12 protein-coding genes are annotated in these 11570 nt (G+C 60.8%); 4 read left to right on the top strand and 8 right to left on the bottom strand.

The features are described 5' to 3' along the window. Positions 1 to 49: 49 nt before the first annotated feature. Positions 50 to 310: a YebG family protein gene (locus tag PSH86_RS25165; protein WP_003205410.1), complete on the bottom strand. Its 261-nt coding sequence runs from the start codon at positions 308 to 310 to the stop codon at positions 50 to 52. 321 nt (positions 311 to 631) lie between these two features. Between PSH86_RS25165 and PSH86_RS25160 the strand changes: the two genes are divergently transcribed. Then, positions 632 to 1132 (top strand): phosphate-starvation-inducible protein PsiE, encoded by a 501-nt coding sequence (locus PSH86_RS25160; protein ID WP_047699631.1) that lies wholly within the window; start codon positions 632 to 634, stop codon positions 1130 to 1132. Here PSH86_RS25160 and PSH86_RS25155 read toward each other — a convergent pair. Further along, on the bottom strand, positions 1129 to 1446 hold the full coding sequence (locus PSH86_RS25155; protein WP_109754847.1) for a DUF3509 domain-containing protein: 318 nt from the start codon (positions 1444 to 1446) through the stop codon (positions 1129 to 1131). The genes PSH86_RS25160 and PSH86_RS25155 overlap by 4 nt on opposite strands. A gap of 506 nt (positions 1447 to 1952) precedes the next feature. On the opposite strand from PSH86_RS25155, the gene PSH86_RS25150 reads away from it, so the two are divergent. Further along, a complete protein-coding gene (locus PSH86_RS25150; RefSeq protein ID WP_109754846.1) occupies positions 1953 to 2363 on the top strand; it encodes an HPF/RaiA family ribosome-associated protein in 411 nt (136 codons plus the stop codon). Positions 2364 to 2903: 540 nt separating this feature from the next. Here PSH86_RS25150 and PSH86_RS25145 read toward each other — a convergent pair. Beyond that, positions 2904 to 3779 (bottom strand): helix-turn-helix domain-containing protein, encoded by an 876-nt coding sequence (locus PSH86_RS25145; RefSeq protein WP_109754845.1) that lies wholly within the window; start codon positions 3777 to 3779, stop codon positions 2904 to 2906. Positions 3780 to 3919: 140 nt separating this feature from the next. On the opposite strand from PSH86_RS25145, the gene PSH86_RS25140 reads away from it, so the two are divergent. Further along, on the top strand, positions 3920 to 4822 hold the full coding sequence (locus PSH86_RS25140; protein ID WP_305485639.1) for a DMT family transporter: 903 nt from the start codon (positions 3920 to 3922) through the stop codon (positions 4820 to 4822). A gap of 45 nt (positions 4823 to 4867) precedes the next feature. Here PSH86_RS25140 and PSH86_RS25135 read toward each other — a convergent pair whose 3' ends face one another. The 5 genes from PSH86_RS25135 to norR form a co-directional block, all read right to left on the bottom strand. Next, positions 4868 to 5839 carry a D-glycerate dehydrogenase gene (locus PSH86_RS25135; protein WP_305485637.1) on the bottom strand — a complete coding sequence of 324 codons (972 nt, stop codon included), beginning with the start codon at positions 5837 to 5839 and terminating at the stop codon, positions 4868 to 4870. A 230-nt stretch (positions 5840 to 6069) separates the two neighbouring features. Then, on the bottom strand, positions 6070 to 6819 hold the full coding sequence (locus tag PSH86_RS25130) for a YkgJ family cysteine cluster protein (RefSeq protein ID WP_109754842.1): 750 nt from the start codon (positions 6817 to 6819) through the stop codon (positions 6070 to 6072). Between the two features lie 78 nt (positions 6820 to 6897). After that, a complete protein-coding gene (locus tag PSH86_RS25125; RefSeq protein ID WP_116833410.1) occupies positions 6898 to 7224 on the bottom strand; it encodes a hypothetical protein in 327 nt (108 codons plus the stop codon). A 98-nt stretch (positions 7225 to 7322) separates the two neighbouring features. Continuing rightward, on the bottom strand, positions 7323 to 8225 hold the full coding sequence (locus PSH86_RS25120; protein WP_109754840.1) for a chemotaxis protein CheV: 903 nt from the start codon (positions 8223 to 8225) through the stop codon (positions 7323 to 7325). Between the two features lie 282 nt (positions 8226 to 8507). Further along, positions 8508 to 10064: a nitric oxide reductase transcriptional regulator NorR gene (gene norR / locus PSH86_RS25115; RefSeq protein ID WP_163856784.1), complete on the bottom strand. Its 1557-nt coding sequence runs from the start codon at positions 10062 to 10064 to the stop codon at positions 8508 to 8510. A 152-nt stretch (positions 10065 to 10216) separates the two neighbouring features. On the opposite strand from norR, the gene hmpA reads away from it, so the two are divergent. Beyond that, complete coding sequence (gene hmpA / locus PSH86_RS25110; RefSeq protein WP_305485632.1) at positions 10217 to 11398, top strand: NO-inducible flavohemoprotein; 1182 nt, start codon at positions 10217 to 10219, stop codon at positions 11396 to 11398. Positions 11399 to 11570 lie beyond the last annotated feature (172 nt).

Genomic DNA, 11570 nt, shown 5'->3' with positions numbered 1-11570 from the left:
GGGCAGCGCCTACGCGGTGTAGGCGCTGCCCAAGGCGGCGATCTCTTGGTCATTCGTCCGACGGGTTGAGCAGTTCGGACAAGGCGTCCGGCTGGCTCTTGAAAGCCTTGGCGAACACATCACGATTCTTCGCCATGTAGATCCCGGCTTCCTCGACCTGTTGCTCGCTCAGCGATGGAACGGCTTTTTGCAACACCTCCGCCAGCAATTCGGCGAGTTCCAGCATTTTGTCATGACGGTCAGCTTCGGCTTTATCCATGAACAAGCGCTCCAGATCTCGGCTGCTGCGGTATACCACTTCGACGGCCATTCACCACCTCACATGCCTTCACATTGGTTGTCTTTGTGACTACTGTATTTATATACAGGCAAAAGAATAAGCGAATCCTTTTGCTTTGGATAGTGGCTTTTTAATGTAGACCGGTTTCTGCATGTGAGCGCGAAGCTAATGTGAGCAAAGCTTGTGTGGGAGCAAAGCTTGCTCGCGATCCGGCCGCATGAAGCCACCAAAAGTGCCGCATACCAGCCTATCGCCATCTCACTCTCAGTCGCTGGCCTTTTTTCTGCATGCAGAACAACCGTCACGTCCAACCCGCATCATCCGGTCGAGCCGACCTAAGGAAACTACATCGTGAAAATCAACTGGGCCGAGAATTTGCGCCAGAACGTCCATCAACTGGCCGAATCCCTGGGAAACCTGTTCGTCGAGACCTTTCACTACCTGGCGCTGTTCGCCATCGGTGCGGTGACCGCGTGGGCAGCGGTGATGGAGTTCTTGCAGATGATCGAGGCAGGACACATCAAGATCGATGACATCCTGCTGTTGTTCATCTACCTGGAATTGGGGGCGATGGTCGGGATCTACTTCAAGACCAACCACATGCCGGTGCGGTTTCTGATCTACGTGGCGATCACGGCGCTGACACGGCTGCTGATTTCCAATGTTTCCCATCACAGCCCACCAGACCTGGGGATCATTTACCTGTGCGGAGGCATCCTGCTACTGGCGTTTTCGATCCTGGTGGTGCGCTATGCGTCGTCGCAATTCCCTTCGGTCAAGATCGAGCACCCGCACCGCAAGGTTGGCGCGGGCTCCAGTGAGCATGCCGAAGTGGAGAAGGGGGAAATCTAGAGGCCGGTGGCTGCGGAGGCTGGCCCCTGTGCGTGCGGTGGTGGCAGCTTGATGTTGTCACCGCCGGTCATTGCTTCGAGGATGGCCACGGCACTGTGGCCCTGTTCGATGGCGATACCGAATTGAATGCTCTGCACCAGGCGCTTGAGCCGCTCCGGATCGTTGCGCTGCTGGGCGCTGATCATGCGTTTGGCGACGACGCGCCCGCTTTTGGACAGGGTCAGCATAATGCTGCCGTCCAGGCCCTGAATACTCAGGTTGATTTGATAATGCGGCGCAAAGGCGTCGGTAATGATCTGAAAAGGGTTGTCCATGATGCGTCACCGCCTGATTGAACGTGCAGTTGTTGACCGGCCGTGATCGGGATTAGTTCGCAACACCAGACCATCGGCCATTCCATGATCGTGTTCATCTCAAGATTCCGGGGCCGGACAGGCCCAGGATCAAAAGACCGCGGCCTGCGGCAGCTCCTGCATAGAGTTAGCAAGTGGCATGCCGGAAAAACTGTCGGACAATGATCGCGGAGCCTGGGCGCCGAACGCTCTGGAATGCGGCCGTGGCCGCTGCCCGTTTCGGGGCAATAACGCGCGGATGTTCGTTGACGGTGCAGGAGGCAGGGACGATTTGCGCTGGATAGGCAGGGCAGGGCAACTCCCGACATTAACAGCGCTTTTGCTCGTTGTCCGGCTTTATTTGCGTATGAATATTTATCTTTTTCCAGGGGTTGAATTGTTCCTCCTCCAGCCCGACTCTGTATTCAAGGGGCCGTTGCATCAACGTCGATGGCCCCCGGCGAGCTAGCTGAAATAAGGGATGAACTATGCAAATCCAAGTCAACAGCGATAACCATATTCAAAGCAGCATCCGACTGGAGGAGTGGGTACGTACTACCATCGAAAGCACGCTCGAACGTTATGAAGAGGACCTGACACGGGTCGAGGTTCATTTGCGCGATGAGAACGGCGACAAGCCGGGTCCCCATGACCTGCGCTGCCAGCTTGAAGCACGGCCGAAGGGCCATCAGCCGATTTCCGTGACGCACAAGGCCGAATCGCTGGAACTGGCGATCGAAGGTGCGGCCACCAAACTTGAAAATGCCCTGGAGCATTTGTTCGGCAAACTGCGCGGCAAGCGCGCCGCCGTTGACAAGCCGAGCGAATCCGTAGCCTTGGCCGATGCGCTGCTGGAAGAAGAATTCCTCGAGAACGAACGGGCTTCGCTTCACGGCTGAAACCCCGTCCATTTCAATTTCGACTGAACAACGGGCCTGCAATTGCAGGCCCGTTTTGTTTTTGTATGTGAACTGTTATCTGGAGAAGCGCAATCGATGGGGGAGCGAGCCTGCTCGCGATAGTGGTGGGGCAGCTTGCATGGATGTTGGATGTGCCGACGTCATCGCGAGCAGGCTCGCTCCCACACTGGATCTTCAGTGGATTTGAGTTTCATGTTCAGCATAGGACTTCTGTGGGAGCGAGCCTGCTCGCGATAGTGGTGGGGCAGCTTGCATGGATGTTGGATGTGCCGACGTCATCGCGAGCAGGCTCGCTCCCACACTGGATCTTCAGTGGATTTGAGTTTCATGTTCAGCATAGGACTTCTGTGGGAGCGAGCCTGCTCGCGATAGTGGTGGGGCAGCTTGCATGGATGTTGGATGTGCCGACGTCATCGCGAGCAGGCTCGCTCCCACACTGGAGCTTCATTGGGTTTGAGTTTCATGTTCAGCATAGGACTTCTGTGGGAGCGAGCCTGCTCGCGATGGCGATAGCCGGGGCTAGCGCAAAAACGCCTGCCGATACTCTCCGGGCGTCGCGCCCAAGGCCTGGCGGAACCGGTTGGTGAAGTGGCTGGCGCTGGCAAACCCGCAGGCCAGTGCTACGTCGCCCAGCGGTTGTGAAGTGGTGCGCAGCAAGTGTTGCGCGCAGGTCAAGCGTCTAGCCAGTACGTACTGGTGAGGCGGCAGCCCGAAGCTTTCGCGGAACATCCGCGCGAAGTGGTATTCGGACAACGCACACAGCGCCGCCAATTGACCGAGACTGATGGCGTCGGCCAGGTGGCTGTCGACGTAATCCACCAGCAACCGCCGCTGGTGAGCGGCCAGGCCGCCCTTGAGGCGAAGCCCTTGGCGCTGGCCCACCTGGCTGAGCAGCAGGTGGTTGAGCAGATCGTGGGCCAGGCTGGTGGTCAGCAGGCGTTCGCCCGGTTCATCCCAGTTCAGCGCAATCAACTGGCGAAAACGCTGTGCCTGTCGCGGGTCGTCGAGGAATGTCTCCTCGTGCAATTGCACCTGTCGAGGCTCGCGATCCAGCAGCGTGACGCACCCCAGGGCGAATTGTTCAGCGCTGAAATACAGGTGGGCGAGGCGAATGTCGCCGTTGATGACCCAGGCTGACTCATGCCCGGCCGGCAGGATGCAGAGTTTGTCCGGTGCCCCCGTGGTGTCGGGCCGTTCGCGGCGAAACGTGCCGGTGCCGCCGGCGATGTAGCACGACAGCGTATGGTGGGTCGGCGCCTCATAGTCCCGGGCGTCGTGATGATTGCTCCACAAAGCGGCCGCCATGCCGTCCCCGAGCTCGGCACTGTGCTCCAGGCGAGCATTGGGCGAGCTGTTGAGGGCTTGAAAGACTTGCAGGGTTTGCAGTGTGGGCATGATCGGTTCTCTCCAACGCCTTGCATCCTACTCCGTCGATGGGGGCGTGCCAGCCTGTCTGTCGACAAAAACCGCAAGTTTACGCAAGTGCCGCAGGCGCAGTGGCGTGACACTGGCTGTCATTGTCAGGAGTCGTCGCCATGAACCTCTCGTTGTATCTGCTCACCGTGCTCATCTGGGGCACCACCTGGATTGCGCTGAAATTGCAATTGGGCGTGGTCGCCATTCCCGTGTCGATTGTCTATCGCTTCGGTCTCGCGGCTCTGATTCTGTTTGCGATGCTCTTGCTCAGCCGGCGCTTGCAGGTGATGGGGCGGCGCGGCCATTTGATTTGCATTGCCCAGGGCCTGTGTCTGTTCTGCATCAACTTCATGTGCTTTCTGACCGCCAGCCAATGGATTCCCAGTGGTTTGGTCGCCGTGGTGTTTTCCACCGCCACGCTCTGGAATGCCCTCAATGCCCGCGTGTTCTTCGGTCAGCGGATAGCGCGCAACGTGCTGTTGGGTGGTGCCCTGGGTCTGCTGGGGTTGGCGCTGCTGTTCTGGCCGGAGCTGGCCGGCCACAGCGCAAGTCCGCAAACCTTGCTTGGGTTGGCGCTGGCGTTGCTGGGGACCTTGTGTTTCTCGGCGGGCAACATGCTCTCGAGCCTGCAACAGAAAGCCGGCCTCAAGCCGCTGACCACCAATGCCTGGGGCATGGCCTACGGCGCGGCCATGCTGTCGCTGTGGTGCCTGTTCCAGGACATCCCGTTCAACATGGAATGGAACACGCGCTACATCGGTTCGCTGTTGTACCTGGTGATCCCGGGGTCGGTGATCGGCTTTACCGCCTACCTGACGCTGGTGGGGCGCATGGGGCCGGAGCGGGCGGCGTATTGCACGGTGTTGTTCCCGGTGGTGGCGTTGAACGTCTCGGCGTTTGCCGAGGGCTATCAGTGGACCGCGCCGGCATTGGTGGGATTGGTCCTGGTCATGCTGGGCAACGTGCTGGTATTTCGCAAGCCGCGACCAGCGCCAGCAAATGTGGTCTTGGGCGCTCGCTGAATCGAAAGGAATGGCAGGCCCGCCCGACAGGGCCTGCCAGGCGGGTTACTTCCAGACCTGCGGGTTGACCAGGTTCTGCGGACGCTCGCCCAGCAAAGCGCTGCGCAAGTTATCCACAGCAAGATTGGCCATGGCTTCGCGGGTTTCGTGGGTCGCCGAGCCGATATGGGGCAGGGTGACGGCGTTCTTCAACTGGAACAGCGGCGATTCGGCCAACGGTTCTTTCTCGTAGACATCCAGCCCGGCGCCGCGGATGCGATTGTTTTGCAAGGCTTCGATCAGTGCCGGTTCATCCACCACCGGGCCACGGGAAATGTTGACCAGGATGGCGCTCGGTTTCATCAGGCTCAGTTCGCGCTGGCCGATCAGGTGACGGGTCTTCTCGCTCAATGGCACCACGAGGCAGACGAAGTCCGCTTCGGCCAGTAACTGATCCAGCTCGCGAAATTGTGCGCCCAACTGGTTTTCCAGCTCGGTCTTGCGGCTGTTGCCGCTGTAGAGGATCGGCATGTTGAAGCCCAGCCGGCCGCGCCGTGCAATGGCTGCACCGATGTTGCCCATACCGACGATACCCAGGGTCTTGCCATGCACATCGCTGCCGAACAATTGCGGCCCGACTGTCGCCTGCCATTGCCCGGCCTTGGTCCAGGCGTCCAGCTCGGCTACGCGACGGGCGCTGCTCATCAGCAGGGCGAAGGCCAGGTCGGCGGTGCTTTCGGTGAGTACGTCGGGGGTGTTGGTGAGCATGATCCCGCGCTCATTGAAGTAGGCCAGGTCATAGTTGTCGTAGCCCACCGAGACACTGGCGACCACTTGCAGGTTCGCGGCGCCCTGCAACTGCTCGCGCCCGAGCTTGCGACCGACCCCGATCAGCCCATGGACGTGGGGCAGGGCTTCGTTGAACTGTGCGTTGATGTCGCCCTTGGACGGGCTCGGCACGATCACGTCGAAGTCCTGTTGCAGGCGCTCGACTATCTGGGGCGTGATACGGCTGAAGGCAAGTACGGTTTTTTTCATCGTGCAAGGCTCGTCTGGGAGAAGATACCAAGCACGCTAACATTCCTGGCGAGGGTTAGGCGAGGGGGAGCTTGACTGGGGTATCGCAAACTCCACCTGTGGGAGCGGGCTTGCTCGCGAAGGCGTCGGGTCAGCTTGCATTGATTTTGAATGCCAGACCGCTTTCGCGAGCAAGCCCGCTCCCACATTTGATTTGTGGTGGGCTCAGATTTTGTAACCACTAAAAAATCTTATGCCGCCCGCAAGGAAATAAAGGCGTAATTGACCGGCGCTTCAGTAACCACCTGTGCGCCACAGGCCGATACCTGGCTGGCCACGTCGTCGCCAGACAGATGGAACTGCCATTGACTGAAGTGTTGTTGCGCCGGTTGCCGGCGCGCCTCATCGAGGGCTGCCACGAATGCGCTCATGTCCGGCAGGTATGCGGTGAAACCGTCGCCCTTGAGGGCCGTCGTGCGGATGCCGAGGGCGGCGCAGATGCGGTCCTTGATGGCGATCTCTTCACGGTCGGCCTGGCGTGAGCGCTCGATCAACCGAGCCAGTTCCTGGTCGACCAGTTCACCGCCGAGTATCAGTTGTGGCCCGGTTTCCCATGACTCGGGAGGGCATTCCTTGACGGCGATATTGAGGGGAATGTGCGGATTGATTTCCATCGGATAGATACGGCACACCAAGGGGCGACGCTCATAGATGCGACAGAGGTTTTCTTCGTCAAGATTCCGACAGCGGCCGACGTTGTAGGCGGCAAAAGTGATCGCCACAAAGGCCTCGGTGCTGCCGCTGTGGACCACCGCCGAGCGGCGCTCGGCATGCTCGCGTTGTACCGTCGGCAGGCCGAGGCCGTTCGGTAGGAAGGCCTCCACCAGGACAATCACCTGGCCGCCATCGTCCGCCCACATGCGGGCCTCGTCGAGGGTCAGGGGAACGTGGTGATCGGTGCAGCATTTGCCGCACCCTACGCAGGAAAACGTTGTGTTCATTGGGCGACCGATGGGGAAGGCTGAAACACGGCGACGGAAACACGCCTATCAGCTGTTGCGAAGCAAGTTATGCGCCATTCACCGGGCGCTATCGGTCGGACGGATCGAGTCCCACTCGGTGACATAGGCTGTCTTGGTTTTCTTGCGATAGAGGCACAGCTCGGTGCCACTCGCGCCTTTCATGTGCTTTTGCGGGTACTGGCCTTGCAGCAGCAACGCGGTGTAACCGACGCGGTCGTCGAATTGTGCGGCAGTGCCTACCGGTTCGGCGTCTTTCAAACTGCTGGCCTTGAGGCAACTGGCGAGTACGGCTTTATCGTGGGCTGCCCACGCGTCGGGACTGGAGGCGTGGGTCTGGGGGGCCAGGGCAGTGAGGCCAAGGAGGATCAGGGTTTGGGGTTTCATCAGCAATGTCCTTATTCTGGGAGGCCAGGGCAGGAGTATGCCTGAATGGTGCCGGGCGACGATCGATCCCAGGCCGCCCGGGACCGATCGGGTGTGCCTCAGTGACCTTGCTCGGCAACAGCCTTGGCCGCCGTGATCAGGCATTTGGTCAGTTCCGGCGAGGAGAACTTGGTGAGCACGCCGTTGGCGCCGGCCAGCCGGGCCTTTTCGCTGTTCATGGCGCTGTCCAGCGAGGTGTGCAGCAACACGTAGAGGTGGGCGAAGTCCGGCGTTTCGCGCAGGGTCCGGGTGAGGGCGTACCCGTCCATCTCCGACATTTCGATGTCGGAGACGATCAGGTTGATTTGTTCGGCCGTGCCTTGCAGGTCCAGCAGGCACTCGATGGCTTCCTTGGCACTGCGAGCGGTGTGGCATTGCAGGCCCAGGTTGCGCAGGGTGTGCACTGATTGTTGCAGCGCGACCTGGCTGTCATCGACCACCAGGATCCGTGCGTTGCCCAGGACTTCGGCGTCTTCCATGCTCAATTCGGTTGGCGCGGTTTCGATCTGCGCCGGTGCTATACCGTGGATGACCTTTTCGATGTCCAGTACCTGCACCAGCGTACCGTCCACCGAGGTCACGCCGGTGATGAACGAGCGCACGCCGCCGGAACCGTAGGGCGGCGGTTTGATGTCGGTGGTCAGGCAATGCACGATCTTGCTCACCGCCTGCACATGCAGACCCTGTTTGGAGCGGCTGACGTCGGTGACGATCAGGCAGCCGCCATCCGGATCTTCCAGTGGCCGCTCGCCAATGGCGCGGCTCAGGTCGATCACCGACAACGATGTCCCGCGCAGGGTGGCGATGCCTTTGACGTGCGGATGCGACTCCGGCAGCTTGGTCAACGGTGGGCAGGGAATGATCTCACTGACCTTGAGCAGGTTGATCGCCATCAGCTTGCCGCTGCGCAAGGTAAACAGCAGAAGCGAAAGTGAATCTGCGCGGGCTTTGTTGGAAGACATAAAAACCTTCTGTGGAAAAAGGTGGGGCGAGCATACCGATCGCCAGAACAGCTTGTGATATTGGGTTATCGACTTGTCGAGGACAGGCTTTAGGGCAAAAGCTTGTCGATAGCATTGATTGCCGTCATCAGGTCTTTGTGCGGGATAGCTTTTGTGGCGAGGGAGCTTGCTCCCGCTCGGCCGCGTAGCGGTCGTAAGATTCGAAACCGCGCTGCCGTTGATAGGGGCTGCTTCGCAGCCCAGCGGGAGCAAGCTCCCTCGCCACAAAAGCACCTCCAGCCACTATTTCAGGCCAAGCCGTTTTGCCATCCGCCCCAGGTTCGCCCGGTCCAGACCCAGCTCCCGGGCGGCGCTGGCCCAGTTGTGCTGGTGACGCTCCAGGCAGGCCGCGATCAGTTGGCGCTGGAACTCGTCCACCGCTTCGCGCAAGTCCCCCCTCACCTGCGCCATGGCCGGTGCCGGACTGAGGGACGAAGGTGCGGGGTTATCCGCAGGAGCCTGGGGCAAATCCAGATCCTGGGCGCTGAGGCTGAGGATTTTCGGGCGTGTCGTGCACCGACCCAAGGCCTTCAGGGCGCTGCGGCCGATCAGGTGTTCCAGTTCGCGCACGTTGCCCGGCCAGTCGTAGGCCAGCAGTGCCGCCTGGGCGTCGCTGGTCAGGCGCAGGCTGCCCAGGCCCATGCGCGAGCGATTTTGCTCCAGGAAGAACCCGCTGATCAGCAGCACGTCCCGCCCACGATCACGCAGCGCCGGCACCTGCAACGGATACACACTCAAGCGATGGTAGAAGTCGGCCCGATATCGGCCGTTGCGCACTTCTTCGGCAAGGTCGCGATTGGTGGCCGCGATCAGGCGTACGTCGACCCGATGTTCCTTGTCCGAGCCCAGGCGTTGCAGTTGGCCGCTCTGCAGCACTCGCAGCAACTTGGCCTGGACGGTCAGGGACAGCTCACCCACCTCATCGAGGAACAAGGTGCCGCCGTCGGCCAGTTCGAATTTGCCGCGCCGGTCGTTCGTGGCGCCGGTGAAGGCGCCTCGTACATGGCCGAAGAGTTCACTTTCCACCAGCGTATCCGGCAGGGCGGCGCAATTGAGGCTGATGAGTGGCTGCTCGGCGCGTTTTGACGCAGCATGGATGGCCTGGGCGACCAGTTCCTTGCCCACACCGGTTTCGCCTGTGATCAGTACGGTCAAGTCACTGCCGCCCACCAGCGCGATCTCTTCCACCAGGCGCTTGTGGGCCTTGCTCTGGCCGACCATGTCGCGAGGTTGCTGGCCGCTGGCCTGGCGATAGACCTCGGCGCGACGGTGCTCGTCCTCGGCCTTCAAGGCCAGCCGCTCGATGCGCTCGGCGGCGCTGACCGTGGCGGCGGCGAGGCTGGCGAAGGCTTGCAGGGCACTCAGGTCGATGGGCTCGAAGCGCTCCGGGTCCAGGGAGTCGAGGGTCAGCAGGCCCCAGGGGCGCTCGTCGACGAACAGCGGACAGCCCATGCAGTCATGGACCTCCAGATGCTCGGCCAACCCTTCGACCAGCCCGTCATACGGATCGGGCAGGCCGCTGTCGGCGGCGAAGCGGGTGGGCTGCGGGTTGGCCAGCAGTGCTTCGAAGCGCGGATGTTCGCTGACCCGGAACCGCCGGCCCAGTGTATCGGTGCTCAAGCCATCCACGGCGAGCGGCACCAGGCAGTCGCCGTCCAGGCGCAACAACGCCGCCGCATCGCAGGGCAGCAGGGCGCGCAAGGTGCCGAGCAGGCGACGATAGCGTTCGCCTTCAGGCAATTCGCGGGACAGATCGGCCACCAGTGGCAGCAGGGAGGTCAGCAGGGCGGTTGCGGTCATAATGACTCCATGTAGTCGTAACGACTATAAAGCGCGCCGTGTCGTTATGACTACAGTGTTTTTAACTTACTGATATTAAATGGAAAAGTTTATGGCATGGAAACTGATAAGGCTTAGGTAACTGTTATCGATCATATGCCAGGAGTCACCCTATGCTCAGTCGAGAAGAACGCGCCATCATTCGCTCCACCGTTCCGTTGCTGGAAAGCGGGGGTGAAGCGTTGATCACTCACTTCTATCGCATGATGCTGTCCGAATACCCGCAGGTGCGCCCGCTGTTCAACCAGGCTCACCAGGCCAGCGGCGATCAACCGCGCGCCTTGGCCAACGGTGTGTTGATGTATGCACGGCACATTGACCAGCTCGATCAACTGGGCGACCTGGTGGCGAAGATCGTCAACAAGCATGTTGCCCTGCAGATCCTGCCGGAACATTACCCGATTGTCGGTTCATGCCTGTTGCGGGCAATCGCCGAAGTGCTGGGCGCAGAGATCGCCACGCCCGAAGTGATTGCGGCGTGGGGCGCAGCCTACAACCAGTTGGCCGATATCCTGATCGGCGCCGAAGCCGACATGTACGACAAGAAGGCCGAGGCGCCGGGCGGCTGGCGTGGCGAACGAGAGTTCATCCTGACGGCCAAGGTCCAGGAAAGCTCGGAGATCACCTCGTTCTACTTTGAACCTGCGGACAAGGGCCCGATCCTGGTGGCCGAACCGGGCCAGTACATTGGCATGAAGCTGATGCTCGATGGCGAGGAAGTGCGCCGCAACTATTCACTGTCGGCGCTGGCGGACAATGGTCAGTACCGTATCAGCGTCAAGCGCGAGCCGGGTGGGCGGGTGTCCAATCACCTGCATCATCATTTCGATGTCGGTAGTCGCATCCAGTTGTTCCCGCCGTCCGGGGATTTCTACCTGACCGCCAGCGACAAGCCGTTGGTGCTGATCAGTGGCGGCGTCGGCATCACCCCGACCCTGGCCATGTTGCAGGCGGCGCTGCAAACCGAGCGGCCGGTGCATTTCATTCACTGTGCGCGCAACGGCAGTGCCCATGCTTTCCGCGACTGGATCGACGACCTGGCCAAGCGGCATCCGCAGCTCAAGCGCTTCTACTGCTACGACGAAGACGACGGCTTGAGCCCGGCGGCCGACAAGGTGGGGCTGTTGAGCCAGGAGCAACTGGCGCAATGGCTGCCGCAGCAACGTGACCTGGACGCCTATTTCCTCGGGCCGAAGGGTTTCATGGGGGCCGTCAAGCGCCACCTCAAGGCCTTGGGTGTGCCGGACCAGCAGAGCCGTTACGAATTCTTCGGCCCGGCGGCGGCGCTGGAGTAAGGTCACGGCTAATCCGGGGAACCGGGTTGGCCTCATCGCGAGCAGGCTCGCTCCCACAGGGGATTTGTGGTGGACACGATTCCTGTGAACGCCACAAAAAACTGTGGGAGCGAGCCTGCTCGCGATGGCATCGGCACATTCAACATCAATGCAAGCTGACCCACCGCTATCG

This window comes from Pseudomonas sp. FP2300 (genome assembly GCF_030687595.1).
Lineage (GTDB): Bacteria > Pseudomonadota > Gammaproteobacteria > Pseudomonadales > Pseudomonadaceae > Aquipseudomonas > Aquipseudomonas bijieensis.
The sequence above is the reverse complement of the archived record's forward strand: the minus strand, read 5'-3'. Positions and strand labels throughout refer to the sequence as shown.

What these genes read in the sequence shown, in the direction of transcription:
- PSH86_RS25135 (WP_305485637.1), bottom strand. Translation starts at nt 5,839, where the DNA reads ATGAAAAAAACCGTACTTGCCTTCAGCCGTATCACGCCCCAGATAGTC.
- PSH86_RS25125 (WP_116833410.1), bottom strand. Translation starts at nt 7,224, where the DNA reads ATGAAACCCCAAACCCTGATCCTCCTTGGCCTCACTGCCCTGGCCCCC.
- PSH86_RS25150 (WP_109754846.1), top strand. Translation starts at nt 1,953, where the DNA reads ATGCAAATCCAAGTCAACAGCGATAACCATATTCAAAGCAGCATCCGA.
- PSH86_RS25155 (WP_109754847.1), bottom strand. Translation starts at nt 1,446, where the DNA reads ATGGACAACCCTTTTCAGATCATTACCGACGCCTTTGCGCCGCATTAT.
- PSH86_RS25145 (WP_109754845.1), bottom strand. Translation starts at nt 3,779, where the DNA reads ATGCCCACACTGCAAACCCTGCAAGTCTTTCAAGCCCTCAACAGCTCG.
- PSH86_RS25120 (WP_109754840.1), bottom strand. Translation starts at nt 8,225, where the DNA reads ATGTCTTCCAACAAAGCCCGCGCAGATTCACTTTCGCTTCTGCTGTTT.
- PSH86_RS25140 (WP_305485639.1), top strand. Translation starts at nt 3,920, where the DNA reads ATGAACCTCTCGTTGTATCTGCTCACCGTGCTCATCTGGGGCACCACC.
- hmpA (WP_305485632.1), top strand. Translation starts at nt 10,217, where the DNA reads ATGCTCAGTCGAGAAGAACGCGCCATCATTCGCTCCACCGTTCCGTTG.
- PSH86_RS25165 (WP_003205410.1), bottom strand. Translation starts at nt 310, where the DNA reads ATGGCCGTCGAAGTGGTATACCGCAGCAGCCGAGATCTGGAGCGCTTG.
- norR (WP_163856784.1), bottom strand. Translation starts at nt 10,064, where the DNA reads ATGACCGCAACCGCCCTGCTGACCTCCCTGCTGCCACTGGTGGCCGAT.
- PSH86_RS25130 (WP_109754842.1), bottom strand. Translation starts at nt 6,819, where the DNA reads ATGAACACAACGTTTTCCTGCGTAGGGTGCGGCAAATGCTGCACCGAT.